Below are 16229 nucleotides of genomic sequence, written 5' to 3' on the forward strand. Positions count from 1 at the left end.
GTCGGCGGGGCCGACGATCACGTGCGCCGCGCTGAGCAGATGCCTCACGATGATCCTCCCGCGATCAGGGCGGCGCCGAGGGCGCCCGCGCGGTCTCCGAGCACGGCGGCACGCACGTCCGGAACGCGGATGCCGCCCAGACGATCGCGCAGCCGCGACGCGAGCGGGTGCAGCAGCGTGTCGCCGGCGAGCGCGAGGCCCCCGCCGATCACGACGGTGCGCGGTGCGACGACGAGCGCGAGGTGGGCGAGCGCGGTCGCGAGGACGTCCACGGCGCCGTCCCAGACGCGCGCGGCGACCGGGTCCCCGGCGGCGACGCGCGCCGCGACGCGCTGTGCGTCCGGCTCACCGGCTCGGCGTGCGATGGCGGCGGCGGACGCGACCTCTTCGACGCGTCGGCCCGCGAACGGTCCGTCGGCGAGAAGCTCCTGCCCGATCTCGCCCGCCCAGCCGTCCGACACGAGAGGGTGTCCGTCGACGAGAATCGCGGCGGCGATCCCCGTGCCGATCGGGACGAAGGCCAGGACGCCGTCCCCGTCCGCGGCGGCGCCCCACCGCGCCTCGGCGAGGGCGGCGGCGCGGACGTCGTGGCCGAGGGCCAGGGGTCGTCCGCAGCTCTCGCGGAGCATCGCGGCGAGCTCGAGCTCGCGCCAGCCGAGGTTCGCAGAAAGGATCGCGCGGCCGCGGCTCTCGTCGACGATGCCGGGGACGACCACCCCCAGGGGGAGGTCGCGCGCGTCCGGCAGATCGTCCGCCAGGCGGGCGACCGTCGCGCAGACTCCGCGTCCGTCGGGGTCGGGGGAGGGGGTGGGGGTGCGGCGCTCGAGCAGTACGCGCCCATCGCGGCGGTCGGCGATCACGGCTTTGATCGAGGTGCCGCCCACGTCGATGCCGATGGCTCTGGAGTCGATCACGCCAGGATGACAGAGCGCGTGAGCGAACGGGGGCGGTCGGGGTCGAGGCCCTTGCCGTGGGCCAGCGCGACCGCGAAACGCTGGGCGACGACGAGACGGGCCAGCGGGTCGAGGTCGTGGTCGACGAACTGCGCGCCCGTCGAAAGCACCTCGTCCGCGAGTCCCGACGGCGTGCCGCCGAGGGTCCAGACGAGGCGACCGGGCTGAGCGATCGCGATGGGACCGTGCCGGTAGTCCATCGCGGGATACGCCTCCGCCCAGAACTGCGCGGCTTCGCGCGTCTTCAGGGCCGCTTCGTTCGCGAGGCCCACCGCCCATCCCGTGGCGACGAACGAGCACTGGTCGACGCCGGTGAGCGTGTCGACGTCGATTCCCAGTGCGGTCTCCGCGTCGGCGATGGCGGGAGCGAGATCGTCGCCGAAGTGTGCGCGCAGCAGCGCGAGCGTGGTGGTGGCGAACCGCGTCTGGACGACCGACCGCTCGTCGGCGAACGCGAGCGCGACGGTGTGGTCCGCCTGGTGCGCGGCGGGGGAGTCTTCGACCGCCGTGATGACGGTGGTGCGTCCGGTGACGGTGGCGAGCAGCGTGACGACCTCGGTGGTGGTCCCCGATCGCGAGATGGCCACGACCCGGTCGTACCGCCGGTCGTGGGGGAACTCGCTCGCGGCGAAGGCGTCGCTCTCGCCCAGTCCGGCGCTCTCACGCAGGACCGCGGCCGACATGGCCACGAACCAGCTGGTTCCGCATCCGACGAAGGCGACGCGCTCGCCGGGGGCGGGCAGCGCCGACGCCACCGACGACGCGAGTCGTGCCGCGTGCGCCCAGGTCTGCGGTTGGGAGGCGATCTCGTCTTCGACGAAGGTGCGGACCATGATCCTGCTTTCGTTCCTCGGCACCAGATCACTGGTGATCGTTTGGAGGATATTTGAGCAGAAACGATCATTGCGGTCAACCGCGCGTGTGGGACGATGGCGCGGGAGGTCCGGATGAACCAGCAGCAGCGGCTCAACATCCTGCTCGAGATGGTGAGCGAACGCGGCAACGTCTCGATCGGCGACGTCAGCGAACAGCTCTCCGTCTCGACCGCCACAGCCCGCCGGGATCTCAACACCCTGGCGGAGCAGCGACTCGTCACCCGGACGCACGGGGGTGCGGCCGCGCTGGGGTCGGGCTACGAGCTCCCCCTGCAGTACAAGATCGCGCGCCAGGCCGACGCCAAGCTCGCGATCGCCCGCGCGGTCGAGAGGCTCATCCCCTCGGGAGCCACCGTGGGCATGAACGGGGGGACCACGGTCACCGAGGTGGCGCGCGCCCTCGGGCGCAGCGATCGCATGACCTCGGTCGGGGGTGAACCCGGCGTGACCATCGTGACCAACGCGTTGAACATCGCCTTCGAGTCCTCCGTGCGCGAGAACGTCAAGATCGTGGTCACCGGCGGAGTTCCGCGTCGGCAGTCCTACGAGTTGATCGGGCCCCTCGTCGGCCGCTCGCTCCAGGACTTCAGTCTCGACGTGGCGGTCCTCGGTGTGGACGGGCTGACCGCCGAGTTCGGGGCGACGACCCTCCACGAGGGGGAGGCCGATGCGAGCAGACAGATCTCGCGACTCGCGCGTCGCGTCGTCGTCGCCGCGGATCAGACGAAGATCGGGCGGAGCACGTTCGCGCGGATCTGCGCCCTCGACGACGTCGACGTACTCGTGACCGACGGGGTCCTGCCGGCCCGGATCGCCGCACAGTTCGACAAGGCCGGCGTCGAGGTGGTCGTCGCGCCTCTGCGCTGAGCTGCTCGCGGCCGAGGGAGAGGGGCGGACCGTTCGCGTTCTCGCGGACGATGCATCCCCGAACGGTCCTCGCGCAGGTGAGTGATCTTCGTTGCGCTCCGCCGTGAATCTCACCCGTGAGGTGAGAGCGGTGTTTCGTCTGCGTTGCATCCGGCGCGGGATCTTGCGTGCGTACCCTCATCGCAGCAATGTCGGTTCATGCACGTTTACCGCACAAGGATGACAAAAACGCTCACCGCGTGCATGATGGACCGCATGCACACCGCCGTGGAGATCTCATGACCGTCGACGCCGCCGTATCCGACGGGCCCCGCGTCGCCGTGATCGGTGTCGGCGCCCGCAGCGTCATCGCCCTGCACGTGCCGCAGGCCTACCCGGGTGCCCGGCTCGTCGCGACGGTCGACCCCTCTCCGCGGGGGCGTGAACGCAGCGCCCGCATCTTCCCCGGCCTCCCGGTGTTCGACGACGTGGCGGGCTTGCTGACGGCGGGACGAGTGGATGCCGCGATCGTCACGGCGCCCGACGACACGCACGCCGACATCGCCGAGCAGCTGCTGGGAGCGGGCGTCGCCGTCTACCTCGAAAAGCCCCTCGCGACCACGCTCGCGGACGCCGACCGGGTCCTCGAAGCCGCGGTCGCGGCGCGGGGCGTCCTCTACGTGGGTCACAACTTCCGGCACGCGGCGGTGGTGCGGCTGATGAAGCAGGTCATCGACCGTGGGGAGATCGGTGAGGTCAAGACCGTCTGGGTACGTCACTTCGTCGGGAACGGCGGCGATTACTACTTCAAGGACTGGCACGCCGACCGGTCCCGTACCCACACGTTGCTGCTGCAGAAGGCGAGCCACGACATCGACGTCGTCCACTACCTCAGCGGGGGTTTCACACGTCGCGTCGTGGGCATGGGCGATCTGATGGTCTACGGAGATCTGGCCGATCGCCGGGATCGCAGCGACGAGACGATGCCCGACTGGTTCTCGTTCGACAACTGGCCGCCGAGGTCGGCGACCGGGTTGCATCCGGTCATCGACGTCGAGGACGTCTCGATGATGATGATGACGCTCGACAACGGCGTGCTCGCGAGTTACCAGCAGTGCCACTTCACGCCCGACTACTGGCGCAACTACACGGTGATCGGGACCGAGGGGCGCCTGGAGAACATCGGCGACACCGCGGGCGGTCGTGTCCAGGTCTGGAACAGACGACGCGGGTGGGACGTCGAGGGCGACCTTCGCTACGAGATCGACGGAGTCGCCAGCGGCCACGACGACGCCGACCGCGCCACGTTGCGGGAGTTCCTCGAGCACGCCTTCCTCGGTCGTCCGACCGTCGTGTCGCCCCTCGCCGCACGCGCCGCCGTCGCAGCCGGGGCGCTCGCCGCCGACTCGTTGCGCGACGGCTCGCGCCCGCGCGACGTCCCCGCCCTGCCCACCCCCGTCGTGGAGTACTTCTCCGCGCCCACCCCGCAGTGATCCGAAAGGAACGACCGATGACCCACCTCCGCCGCGGCCGACGTGCACTCACCGCTCTCGCCCTCGCCGGCGCCCTGTCCCTCGTGGCCACCGCCTGCAGCGGCGGCGGCTCCGGACCGGCGCAGCCGGCGGCGTACTCGCCACCGCCGTCCGATCTCACCGCGACCATCACCTACGGGCTGTGGGATCAGACCCAGGTGGATGCCATCCAGGACAGCCTGGCCGGGTTCAAGAAGGAATACCCGAACATCACCGTCAATCTCAGTGTCACGCCCTTCAGCGAGTACTGGACCAAGCTGCAGACGCAGGCGTCGAGCAAGACGCTGCCGGACGTCTTCTGGATGAACGGACCCAACATCCAGCTGTACGCCAAGAACGGCCAGCTCGAACCGATCACCGGCGCCATCCAGGCGGGCGACATCGATCCCGCGAACTACCCCCGCGCGCTCACCGACCTCTACACCGTCGACGGCGTCTCGTACGGCGTGCCCAAGGACATGGACACCATCGGGGTGTGGATCAACAAGCGGCTGTTCCAGGATGCCGGCATCCCGCTGCCGTCCGCCGACTGGACGTGGGATCAGTTCCAGTCGACCGCCGACGCGCTGTCGAAGGCGCTCGCCGCACAGGGCGCCTACGGGGCGGCGGGCGGAATGGACGGGCAGACCACGTATTACAACACCATCATGCAGGCCGGTGGCGAGGTGCTGAGCGATGGCACGTCGGGATACGACACGCCCGCGGCGAGAAAGGGCATCCAGTTCTGGACCGACCTGATCGCCTCGGGGGGATCACCCACGATCGCGCAGCTCACCGACACCTCCGCCGACCAGTGGTTCACCTCCGGCAAGCTCGCCATGTACTGGGGCGGCAGCTGGTTCCGTTCGGCCCTGAAGGACGTTCCGTTCTCCTCCGACATCACCGTGCTGCCGCTGCCCACGGGGGTGCAGAAGGCGACCGTCATCCACGGCGTCGCCAACGTGGTCTCGGCCACGTCGCCGAACAAGCAGGCCGCGCAGGCACTGCAGGTCTACCTGTCGGGTGAGCAGGCGCAGAAGGCGCAGGGTGCGTACGGGTCGATCATCCCGGCGTTCCAGGGCACGCAGGACGCCTTCGTCCAGTCGATGCCGCAGGCCGACCTGCAGGTCTTCCTCGACGCCGTCTCGTACGCGCAGCCCCTGCCCGTGAGCGCCAACACCGCCGCGTGGAACTCGCTCGAATCGGAACTTCTCCCGCAGGCGTTCTCGGGTCAGCGGCCGGTCGCAGACGTCACCGCGGAACTGGCTCAGAAGATGGATGCCGCTCTGCAGAAGGCGACTCCGTGAGCGTGATCGAGCATCCCGTCGTCGTCCCCGCCGCCCGCTCGGGCGGCGGGGACGCCCGGCCGCGTCGCCCGAGGACATCGCGCGACGGCGTCTGGGCGCTGTTGTTCATCGGTCCGCTGCTGAGCGGCGTCGCGATGTTCTACCTCTGGCCGATCGTGCAGACGGCGGGTTTCTCCTTCACCAGCTTCGGCGTCTTCGGCGGGATCTCGTTCGCGGGGCTCGAGAACTACGCGCGGCTCTTCGCCGAACCCGACTTCTACCTCTCGCTGGGCAACACCCTCGCGTACACCGCGATCGTGCTGCTCGGTGTGCCGATCGCCGTGATCCTGGCGAGCCTGCTGAACCTGCCGGGTCTGCGTCTGGCCGCGATGTACCGGGTGCTGTTCTTCCTGCCCTACGTCGCGATGCCCACCGCCATCGCGTTCGTCTGGCGCATCATCTTCAACGGAGACTTCGGCCTCGTCAACCACGCGCTCTCCCTCATCGGCATCCGCGGTCCCTATTGGGTGAGCACGCCGGGATTCGCGATCGTCGCGGTGGCGGTCGTGGGACTGTGGAGCTCGCTCGGTTTCGCCATGATCGTGCTGGCCGCGGGGCTCAAGACCATTCCGCCGGAGCTCTACGAGGCGGCGGCCCTCGACGGAGCGGACGCGGGGCGCCAGTTCCGCAGCATCACGGTGCCCCTGCTGACGCCCAGCATCTTCTTCGTGACGATCGTCACCGTGATCTCGTCGTTCCAGCTGTTCGATCTGCTCTACGCGATCCTCGGCACGACGGCGACCAACTCGACGCTGCCGCAGAGCATGTCGCTGGTCTACTACTTCTACCAAGCCGGCTTCGTCGACAACGAGAAGGGCTACGCGGCCGCGGTCGCGATGGTCATCTTCGCGATCATCGGCGTCGTGACCTTCATCCAGTTCCGCGTGCAGAGACGGTGGGTGCACAATGACTGACTCCCGTTCGGCGACGCGGACGCTCGTGCTGCCGCGAGCGGCCGGGGGCCGCGACCGGCGCGCCACGGCTGGCGCCCGGCACGGTCGGGCGCACGTCGTGGCGCACCTCGTGCTGGGCATCGGAGCGCTGATCATGGCGTTCCCGTTCTTCTGGCAGATCGTGATGTCTCTGTCCACGAACGCGCAGGTGCAGAGCGTGACCCCGGTGTTCTGGCCGGGTCAGGTGCAGTGGGGCAATTACGTCGAGGTGTTCGACCGCCTGCCGTTCTTCTCGCAGTTCGGCACGTCCGTGCTCATCACGGTGATCCGCACCGTCGCGCAGCTCGTGCTGTGCACGATGGCGGGGTACGCCTTCGCCCGTCTGCGCTTCCGGGGTCGGGGCGTCCTTCTGGGCGTCGTGCTGTCGATCCTCATGGTGCCCTCGCAGGTCTATCTGCTGTCGCAGTACCAGCTGATCCAGGGTCTCGGTCTTCTCAACAGCGTGGGGGGACTCGTGTTGCCCGGGCTCTTCAGCGCGTTCGGCACGTTCCTCATGCGCACCGCCTTCCTCGCGATGCCGGACGAGCTCGAAGAGGCGGCGCGGCTGGACGGGGCGAACACGTGGCAGATCTTCTCGCGCATCATGCTGCCGCTGGCGACGCCGACCATGAGCGTCCTCGCGATCACGACCGTCCTGTGGTCGTGGAACGAACTGCTGTGGCCGCTCGTGGTGACCAGCTACACCGCGCAGATGCCGCTGTCGGCGGGGTTGGCGACCCTGCTGAGCGACCGCACCACCGACTACCCCGTCGCGATGGCGGCGAGCCTGCTCGCGATGGCGCCGGTGCTGATCATGTTCGTCGTCCTGCAGCGACGCGTGATCGACGGGCTGGCGTCGTCGGGACTCAAATGAGGCGGGACGCGACCGCCCTCGGTCCTGCCGCGCCCCGCTGCGCGGGTGAGATCGCGGACCGCGGCGGGTGATCTCCGCTCTCTCCGCGGTGCACGGACCGTCCCCGTCGGGCGGCCGACGCGTGCGCGCGAGCGGTGTCACCCGCGTCGGGCGGCTCGCGCCCTCGCCGGCACCCCCGCGGATGCATGCGAGACTCCCGCCTCACGGATGTCGCCGTTCTCCCCTCCGACCGCCGACCGCTGCGACGACGTCGTCGGCCGATCCCGCCCCCTGATCCGCTCTCATCGCCACCCGAGGACACCGCAATGCCGCCTTCTCTCCCCGCCCGTCTCGGTCTGGCCGGCCTCGTCGCCGGGGCCGTCCTCGCGACGGCGACGGTGCTGCCCGCCTCCGCCGCCCCCGACCCCGCCGTCGTCACCTACGCCGAGGACCCGGGCATCATCGCCAACCCCGCGCGCGGGTGGTATCACCACACCGAGACGCACTCGTATCCGGATGGCTCGGGGTGGTCCCCGCTCGACCCCTCGGAGCTCGCCGGTCTTCGCACCCAAGGCGTGACACAGGTGCTGCGCGTGGTGTACCTCGAACGCTACGTCGATCAGGACCTCGACTCGACGGTGATGGACGCGCTCGAGAAGGACTTCGCCACGGCCCGCGCGGCCGGGATGTCCGTCATCCTCCGGTTCGCCTACGCCCAAGGCGGAGACTGGCCCTACAGCCCGCCCTACGGCGACGCCACCCCCGAGCGGGTCCTGTCCCACATCTCCCAGCTGACACCGCTGCTGCGTGAGAACGCCGACGTCATCGCCGTCGTGCAGCAGGGCTTCATCGGCCTCTGGGGCGAGGGGTACTACACCGACCACTTCGTCGCCGATCCCGCTGATCCGGGCACGGTCACGGATGCCGACTGGCTGCAGCGCGACCGCGTGGTCGACGCCCTCCTGGCGGCCCTTCCCCCCAGCCGCATGGTCCAGGTACGTACGATGCTCATGAAGCAGCAGGCGCTGGGCACGAGCAGCGGAACGGCCGGTGCGCTCACCTCGGCGCAGGCATACGACGGATCGGACGCGGCGCGGATCGGGCATCACAACGATTGCTTCCTCGCATCTCCCGACGACTTCGGCACCTTCCTGTCCGACCCGCTCTCGCTCGATCAGGACTACCTCGCTCAGGACACGCGCTTCGTCCCGATGGGCGGCGAGACGTGCGCCGTGAACCCGCCGCGGTCGCAGTGGCCCTCGGCGGCGGACGAGATGCAGAAGTACCACTACAGCTTCCTCAACGAGGACTACAACCGCGACGTCCTGTCGTCGTGGGGGCAGGACGGCATCGACACCGCCGCTCGACGTCTGGGGTACCGCTTCGTCCTCGAGAGCTCGCGCGTCGTCGACGGCGCGGCCGCATCGGTCTCGATCACGCTGCGCAACGACGGGTGGGCGGCGCCGTACAACCCACGTCCGGTCCAGCTCGTCCTCACCGGGGCGAGCGGATCCGTCGTCATCCCGCTCGACAGCGATGCACGCACCTGGGCGCCCGGTGAGCGGATCGTCCTGAATGTGCCGTTGGTCGGGGTGGCGCCGGGCGACTATCACGTGTCGCTCGCGTTGCCCGCCCCCGAGCCGTCGATCGCCGGCGATCCGCGGTACGCGATCCGCATGGCCGACCTCGGGACGTGGGATGCCGCGACCGGCCGCAACGACCTTCAGCAGGTCGTGCACGTCGTCGGCGCCGTCCCGCCGCCCATCGAGCCGTCGGTGCCATCGGTACCGTCGGCGCCGCCGGTGCCGAGCGCCCCTGCCTCCGGAGGCGACGCGTCGCCCGCCGTCGTCGCCCCCGTCGCATCCGCCTCGCCCTCGATCGCACCGCCCGCCTCGGCGGGCCGTCGCCTCCCCGCCACCGGCGCCGAGCCCTCGCTGCCCGCCGCGGTCCTCGCGGCTGTGCTGCTCGTCGGCGGCGGTGCGGCATGGTTGGGTGCGCGGCGACGGCGCCGGGTCGGGTGAGCCCGCGCACGCCGACCGCGCGAGCAGGACGGGGCCCGGATGCCATGGCATCCGGGCCCCGTCGTCGATCGCCCTCGACTCAGCCGAGCAGCGGCACCGCCCCCACGAGCACGCCGACCGCCAGCATGACCAGCGACACGACCGTCGCGCGCCACAGGACCTTCTTGTGGTGATCGCCGAGGTTGACCCCCGCGAGCGACACGAGAAGCAGGATCGCCGGCACCAGCGGGCTCTGCAGGTGCACGGGCTGACCGGTGATCGACGCGCGGGCCATCTCGACCGGTGCGATGCCGTAGTTCGCGGCGCTCTCGGCGAGAACCGGGAGGATGCCGAAGTAGAAGGCGTCGTTCGACATGAAGAACGTGAACGGGATCGACAGCACACCGGTGATGACGGCCAGGAACGGACCCATCGACGAGGGGATCACCTGCGTGATCCAGTCGGCCATCGCGGTGACCATCCCGGTGCCGTTGAGCACACCCACCAGGACGCCGGCCGCGAGCACCATCGACACCACGCCGACGATGCTGGGCGCGTGGGCGACGATCTCGTCGGCCTGCGAGCGCAGCTTCGGGAAGTTCACGATGAGAGCGAGGGCGGCTCCCACCATGAACACGAACGCCAGCGGGAACAGGTCCATGACCAGCAGCACCATGACCGCGACGGTGAGGGCGAGGTTGAACCAGATCAGCTTGGGGCGCAGCGTCGCCCGGTTGGGGTCGAGCATGGTGTCGGCCATCGCCGTGTCGGCGGCCTCGACCAGCTGCGGGGCGGCGACGGCCCCCTGACCACCGCGGACGGTGACCACGTTGCCGGTGCGCAGCGACGCGAGGGCGCCGGGCTTGTGCTCCGCGCCGCGGAAGATCTTCGGCGCGCCCAGGCGTCCGAATCCGCCGGGGCCGTCGATCTTGGCGGTGTCGATCGAGCCGGCGAGACGTTTGCGCTCGGACAGACCGAGGAACCACGCGAAGGCGAGGGCGACGACCAGGCCGGCCAGCAGCGAGGGGATCATCGGGACGAAGACGTCGGTGGGCTGCAGGCCCAGGGCGGTCGCGGCGCGGACGGTCGGTCCGCCCCACGGGACGATGTTGAGCGTGCCGTTCATCAGCCCCGCGACGCAGGTCAGGACCACGGGACTCATGCCCAGGCGCAGGTACAGCGGCAGCATCGCCGAGGTCGTGATGATGAAGGTCGTGGACCCGTCGCCGTCGAGCGAGACGGCTCCGGCGAGGATGGCCGTGCCGAGCACGATCTTCGCCGGGTCGTCGCCCAGGAAGCGCGTGATCACGCGGATGAGCGGGTCGAACAGGCCGACGTCGATCATGATGCCGAAGTACATGATGGCGAACAGCAGCAGGGCGGCGGTCGGAGCCATCTTGCCGATCGCGTCGATCACCATGTCGCCCAGGCCGAAGCCGGCGCCGGCGATCAGGCCGAACACCGTGGGCACGATGATCAGGGCGACCATGGGGGTCATACGCCGCGTCATGATCAGCGCCATGAACGACAGGACCATGAGGAAGCCGAGGGCGACGAGCACGCCGTCGGCGGGCGTGTAGGCCACCGCGTACTCTTCGGCCTCAGCCGCAAGGATCAGGGGGGTCATCGCGACTCCTTCGTCGTGGATGCCGGCGCGGGGCGCGCCGTCGATGCGGTGACACTACGCAGGCCGGGGTCGACCGCGCGCGCTTGCTCGCATTGAGGGGCGTTGTGCGCGTACCGTGTGTTCTGCGCATTTCGCGCACGCGTCCGAGGTTGCCGCCCCGCACGTCGACGATGCCGAGTCCCGGAGGTGCGCGTGCGTTTCGCCACGAGGATGCTCGTCGTCCAGGTCGCCACGCAGCTGGTGGTCGTCGCGGTGTGCACCGCGGTGTTCGCCTGGCTGGGGATCCAACAGCTCAAGGCCGAGGCCGATTCGTCCGCCCTGAACATCGCCCGGTCCGTCGCGGAAGCTCCCGATGTCCGCGTCCTGGTGGCCGCATACTCCGCCGATCCGGGCACCCCCGCGGCGTCGGAGCTGCGCGGGGGAGCGCTCCAGCAGTACGCCGCCGACGTCACCAGCCGGACGCGGGGGCTGTTCGTCGTGATCACCGACGACCACGGCATCCGTCTCGCCCATCCGGACCCGGATCGGCTCGGTCAGGTGGTGAGCACGAGTTTCGCGGACGCGCTGGCCGGGCGCGAGGTCGTCACGTGGGAGACCGGCACGCTGGGGGAGTCGGCGCGCGCGAAGGTTCCCGTCTATCCGCCGGACGGTGGTGCGCCGGTGGGCGAGGTGAGCGTGGGATTCGAACGGGCGAGCGTCTTCGACGACCTCCCCGCGCTGATCGGCGGCATCGCGATCGCGGTCGCACTCGCCGTGGCGATCGGCGCGGTCGTCGCGCTGCTGATGCGCCGTCGCCTCGAGCGACTGACCCTCGGGGTCCAGCCCGAGGAGCTCGTTGCCCTCGTGCAGACGCAGACCGCCGTTCTCGACGGCGCCGACGAGGGTGTCCTCGCGTGCGACGACGCCGGGTTCGTCCGCGTGTGCACCGCGACCGCCGAGCGGCTGCTGGGGATCGCGGATGCCGTGGGACGCCCCGTCGACGCGCTCGGACTCCCGTCCGCGGTGACGGCTGCGCTGTCGCGGGTCGGTTCCTCGGCGGGACTGCCCCTGGGCGACCGCGTCGTCTTCGTCGACGTGCGCCCGGTCCGCCGCGGCGCACGGACCCTCGGTCGGGTTGCCGTGCTGCGCGACCGCACCGACGTCATGGCGCTGTCGGGCCGACTCGACAGCGTGCGCGCGATGGGCGACGCGCTGCGCGTGCAGCGTCACGAGAACGCCAATCGACTGCACGCCGCCGTCGGGCTGCTCGACGCCGGGCGCGTCGACGAGGCCCGCGCCTTCCTCGCCGACCTGGTGGACCGGGGATCGGTGGATTGGGCCGTCCCCGGCATCGACCTCGTCGACGACGCGATGCTGCAGTCCTTCCTGGGCGCCAAGGCGCTCTCCGCGCGCGAACGCGGGGTGGTGCTGCGCATCGCCGACGACACGTTCTCACGCACCCCGATCGACGAGGTCGAGGACGTCGTGGCGGTGCTCGGCAACCTCATCGACAACGCGGTGACCGCCGCGGCATCCGCCCCGCCGCCCCGCGTCGTCGAGGTGAGCGTCCTCGACGACGCCGACGCCGTCGTCGTGACGGTGTCCGACTCGGGTCGGGGCATCGCCGACGTCGACGCGATCTTCGCCCCCCGCGACCGCGGGGACGACCTGGACGCCGTGCACGGCCTGGGCATCGGCCTTCCCCTCTCGCGGGAGTTCGCACGGCGCCGCGGTGGCGAGGTGTGGGTCGTCGACCCGGGTGGTGCGGGGCACGGCGCGGTCGTGGCGGCCCGGCTGCCGGGCGTGCGACACCGGGCGGGTGCGACGGTTCGAGAGGGGGAGGGCGCGTGAGCGGCATCCGGGTTCTGGTGGTCGACGACGATTTCCGTGTGGCGGGACTCCATCGCGACGCGGTCGCCGCGCGGGCGGGGTTCATCGCCCTGGAACCGACGCGCACGATCGGCGAGGCGCGCGCCGCGGTCGCGGCCCACGCCCCCGACCTGGTGCTGGCCGACGTGTACCTGCCCGACGGGGACGGGATCGAATTCGTGCGCTCCCTCGACGCGGACGCGTTCGTGCTGTCGGCGGCGACGGATGCCGCGACCGTGCGCCGCGCGTTCTCGGCAGGGGCCCTCGCCTACCTCGTCAAGCCGTTCGACACCCGTGTGCTCGCGGAGCGCCTCGACCGCTTCGCCCGCTACCGCAACCTGCTCGCCGGCGGGCGGCCCCTGTCGCAGGACGACGTGGACCGCGCGGCATCCGTCATGCGCGGAGAGCGCGAGGGGCCCTCGCTGGCGCGATCGACGACGGAGCAGAGCGTGCTCGCCGCGCTCGGGGCGGACGAGGCCTCGGCGGCAGAGGTCGCCGAGCGCATCGGCGTCTCGCGCGCCACGGCGCAGCGCCACCTGACCGCCCTCGCCGAGCGGGGCGTCGTCCAGGTGGGTCTGCGCTACGGCAGCACGGGACGGCCCGAGCACCGATTCCGCGCCGGGCGCTGACGCCGCGGCGCGCGGGAGGTACCTGAGCCCGACGGAGCCACCGGGCGCATCGGCTCAGGCCTCGAAGACCGCCCATCCCCGCGGTCCGAGCTCGACGTGCCCGTCGGTCAGGTGCCCGTCGCCGGCGACGCGCTCGCGCGCGTCCGCAGCCGGGAGCGACACCGGGTCCGCGCCGATGTTCAGGGTCACGACGACGGCATCGTCGCCGACGGCGGTACGCAGGGCGATCGCGGTGTTCGCGACCTCGATCACGTCGGTGTGGGCGCGCCAGAGCCAGGGTTTGCGCCGGCGCAGGGCGATCAGCGCGCGATGCGCCTCGAGGATCGCCTCGTCCGCGTCGTGCACCAGCGCGGGGGATGCCGGGAACTCCGGCCGCACCGCGTCGTCGCCGCCCTCGCGCTCCTCCTTCACGCCGGTCCACCCGAACTCGTCACCCGCGTAGACCGAGGGCGTCCCGGCGACCGTGAACAGCACCGCCAACGCGTGCGGGACGAGGTCGGGACCGACCGCGGTCGCGATGCGGGTGACGTCGTGATTACCGACGAAGGTCTGCGGGGCGAAGGTCGTGAGCAACTCGTCGTGCCGCTCGATCGCGTGGCTGAGTTCGAAGAGATTCGCGTCCGAGATGCCGTGCCAGATGCCCTGCCACAGCTCGTACTGGGTGAGGGCGTCCATCGTCGAGCTCCGCACGATGTCCGCGGCATCGCCGTGGATCACCTCGCCGAGGAACCACGCGTCGCCGAAGCGCTCGCGCACGCGGGGGAGCACCTCGGCCCAGAACGCGGTCGGCACCGCGTAGGCGGCATCCAATCTCCATCCGTCGATGCCGCGCTCGAGCCAGTGGCACATGATCTCGACGACCATGTCGGCCACCGCGGGAGACGAGTGGTCCAGGGTGACGAGGGCGTCGTGGCCCTCGAAGACGTCGGCCTGGAAGCGTCCGTCGACCCAGCGGCCGCGGATCAGCGGTGACGACTCCTCGGTCATCGATCGCACGGCCGGGTGAGCGCGACCGACGTGGTTGAACACCCCGTCGAAGAGCACGCGGATGCCGCGTCGACGGGCCTCGGCGAGCAGGCGATCGATGTCGCCGTCGTCGCCCAGCCGGGGGTCGATGCGGAGGTGATCGACGGTGTCGTAGCCGTGGGTCTCGGAGGCGAACACCGGCCCCAGGAGCAGACCGTTCAGGCCGAGCCCGATGACGTGATCGAGCCACGCCTCGAGCCGGTCGAGGCGGTGCACGAGCTCGGCATCCGTGTCGACACCGTCGCGGATGGGCGCCCCGACGAAGCCGAGCGGGTAGACGTGCCACCACATGACGTGTTCGGGCCACGCGGGCATGAGACCTCCTGCGCCCGGGGGTCGTCTCGGACATCTCGACGGTATCCACCGTCGCACCGGTCGGCGCAGGGGTTGCCGCGGCGGCGGGTGCGGGTCAGGCGCGCGAGCGCGCGGCGGGCAGGGCGAACGCCGGCAGATCGAGCGCCTGCCCACGGGCCGCGTCGACGGCGGCGGCGACCGCGCCGATCGAGACGATGTCGGCGCCGAGGGTCGACCCGGTGATCCAGGGGGCCGGCAGGTCGAGCGCCCGGGGGAGCGCATCGCGCGCCGCGGCGATGATGGGCGCGGCCCCGGCGGCGATGGCTCCCGAGACGATCACGCGGTCCACGTCGAAGAGGCTGCCGAACATCCCCACGACGCCGGCCAGGGCGGAGCCCACTTCGCGCGCGACGGCGAGGGCGCCCTCGTCGCCGGCGGCGGCCAGATCGAGCACGGTCTTGGCATCCACCTCGTCCGGGGCGAGACGACGCAGTGCGCTGTCCGGGGGCAGCGTCCCGGCGGCGCGTGCGGCCAGCGCAGCGGTGACGCATCGAGGAGCGAGCCCCTCGGCGCTGCCGACGCCCTCGACGTGGTCGAACGCCACGGTCTCTCCCGCTCCGCCGTGCTTGCCGCGCAGCAGGCGCCCGTCCAGGTGGATGCCGGCGCCGAAGCGTTCTCCGGTGAGCAGGGCGACGAAGTCGTCGCAGCCGATGGCCGCGCCGCGCGCGTGTTCGGCGATCGCGGCCAGCGACGCGTCGTTCTCGACGCGGACGATGGGGGACCACGCGGCGAAGCTGTCGACGAATCCGGGGTTCATCCGCTCCCAGAACCGGTCGTAGTGCACGGGGGAGCGGCCGTCCCGGTCGACGGGGGCGGGGACGCCCACGCACATCGCGACGATGTCGGCGCGGGCGCGCTGCGCGCGCGTGAGGGTGGCGGCCACCGTGGTCTCGGCCGCGCGTCGCCGTCGGTCCGGGGAGTCGCGCTCGGGGTCGACGGTCAGGCGCGATGTCGCGAGCACGTCGCCGCGAAGGTCGGCGACGGCGGCGGTGATGTGGCCGCGACCGGCGTCGACGCCGACGACGACCCCGGCGTCGGCGCGGAAACCGAAGCGGCGCGCAGGACGCCCTTTGGAGTACTCGCCGACGGCCCGGGCGTTCGGCATCTCGCTCAGCAGACCGCGCTGGGTCAGCTCGTCGAGCACGTCGATCGCGGTGGAGCGGGTCAGCCCGACTCCGGCGATCACGTCGCTGGCGGTGAAGGCGTCCGTCGACCAGGCCAGGCGCAGGACCGCGTCGAGGCTGTGGCGCCGCAGCGACGGGGTCGTCGTGGCATCCATCGGCACGTTCCGACCTCCTCGATTCGTCGTGCGGGCGAGTCTTGACCGCGGTGCGGTCCGATGCAATACTGCCTGCACGACATTGATTTGGCGACTAGATTTAGTCCCCGATACAACATATTCGCAGTGCGGCGGAGGAGGAACCAGGTG

The 16229-nt window shown here is 71.0% G+C and carries 13 protein-coding genes; 8 read left to right on the top strand and 5 right to left on the bottom strand.

The window, feature by feature from the left end; genetic code table 11:
* Positions 1-44: 44 nt before the first annotated feature.
* Positions 45-914, bottom strand: a complete 870-nt coding sequence (locus tag QZ433_RS06855) for an ROK family protein (protein ID WP_295781084.1) — start codon at positions 912-914, stop codon at positions 45-47.
* The gene (locus QZ433_RS06860; protein ID WP_295781087.1) at positions 911-1786 is read right to left on the bottom strand and encodes an SIS domain-containing protein; all 876 of its coding nucleotides are present in this window, start codon (positions 1784-1786) and stop codon (positions 911-913) included. Before QZ433_RS06860 ends, QZ433_RS06855 begins: the two co-directional genes overlap by 4 nt.
* 114 nt (positions 1787-1900) lie before the next feature.
* Here QZ433_RS06860 and QZ433_RS06865 point away from each other — a divergent pair, with 114 nt between their 5' ends.
* The 6 genes from QZ433_RS06865 (at position 1901) to QZ433_RS06890 (ending at position 9337) form a co-directional block, all read left to right on the top strand.
* The gene (locus QZ433_RS06865) at positions 1901-2695 is read left to right on the top strand and encodes a DeoR/GlpR family DNA-binding transcription regulator (RefSeq protein ID WP_295781090.1); all 795 of its coding nucleotides are present in this window, start codon (positions 1901-1903) and stop codon (positions 2693-2695) included.
* Between the two features lie 278 nt (positions 2696-2973).
* Entirely contained in the window at positions 2974-4167 is a 1194-nt protein-coding gene (locus tag QZ433_RS06870; protein ID WP_295781092.1) for a Gfo/Idh/MocA family oxidoreductase, read from the top strand.
* A 17-nt stretch (positions 4168-4184) separates the two neighbouring features.
* Positions 4185-5492 (top strand): sugar ABC transporter substrate-binding protein, encoded by a 1308-nt coding sequence (locus QZ433_RS06875; RefSeq protein ID WP_295781095.1) that lies wholly within the window; start codon positions 4185-4187, stop codon positions 5490-5492.
* Complete coding sequence (locus tag QZ433_RS06880) at positions 5489-6445, top strand: sugar ABC transporter permease (protein ID WP_295781099.1); 957 nt, start codon at positions 5489-5491, stop codon at positions 6443-6445. Before QZ433_RS06875 ends, QZ433_RS06880 begins: the two co-directional genes overlap by 4 nt.
* Complete coding sequence (locus tag QZ433_RS06885) at positions 6438-7337, top strand: carbohydrate ABC transporter permease (protein ID WP_295781100.1); 900 nt, start codon at positions 6438-6440, stop codon at positions 7335-7337. Before QZ433_RS06880 ends, QZ433_RS06885 begins: the two co-directional genes overlap by 8 nt.
* Positions 7338-7642: 305 nt before the next feature.
* Entirely contained in the window at positions 7643-9337 is a 1695-nt protein-coding gene (locus QZ433_RS06890; RefSeq protein ID WP_295781104.1) for a DUF4832 domain-containing protein, read from the top strand.
* 79 nt (positions 9338-9416) lie between these two features.
* On the opposite strand, the gene QZ433_RS06895 is transcribed toward QZ433_RS06890, so the two are convergent.
* Positions 9417-10943 carry a CitMHS family transporter gene (locus tag QZ433_RS06895; RefSeq protein ID WP_295781107.1) on the bottom strand — a complete coding sequence of 509 codons (1527 nt, stop codon included), beginning with the start codon at positions 10941-10943 and terminating at the stop codon, positions 9417-9419.
* A 192-nt stretch (positions 10944-11135) separates the two neighbouring features.
* Between QZ433_RS06895 and QZ433_RS06900 the strand changes: the two genes are divergently transcribed.
* Together QZ433_RS06900 and QZ433_RS06905 are read left to right on the top strand one after the other, a co-directional pair.
* A complete protein-coding gene (locus QZ433_RS06900; RefSeq protein WP_366761891.1) occupies positions 11136-12773 on the top strand; it encodes a sensor histidine kinase in 1638 nt (545 codons plus the stop codon).
* On the top strand, positions 12770-13420 hold the full coding sequence (locus QZ433_RS06905) for a response regulator (protein WP_295781110.1): 651 nt from the start codon (positions 12770-12772) through the stop codon (positions 13418-13420). Before QZ433_RS06900 ends, QZ433_RS06905 begins: the two co-directional genes overlap by 4 nt.
* A gap of 54 nt (positions 13421-13474) precedes the next feature.
* On the opposite strand, the gene QZ433_RS06910 is transcribed toward QZ433_RS06905, so the two are convergent.
* Both QZ433_RS06910 and QZ433_RS06915 read right to left on the bottom strand, forming a co-directional pair.
* Positions 13475-14761, bottom strand: a complete 1287-nt coding sequence (locus QZ433_RS06910; protein WP_295781113.1) for an alpha-amylase family glycosyl hydrolase — start codon at positions 14759-14761, stop codon at positions 13475-13477.
* Between the two features lie 94 nt (positions 14762-14855).
* Complete coding sequence (locus QZ433_RS06915; RefSeq protein WP_295781116.1) at positions 14856-16079, bottom strand: ROK family protein; 1224 nt, start codon at positions 16077-16079, stop codon at positions 14856-14858.
* Between the last annotated feature and the right edge of the window lie 150 nt (positions 16080-16229).

Origin of the sequence: uncultured Microbacterium sp., from assembly GCF_913776565.1 — a bacterium.
GTDB lineage: Bacteria > Actinomycetota > Actinomycetes > Actinomycetales > Microbacteriaceae > Microbacterium.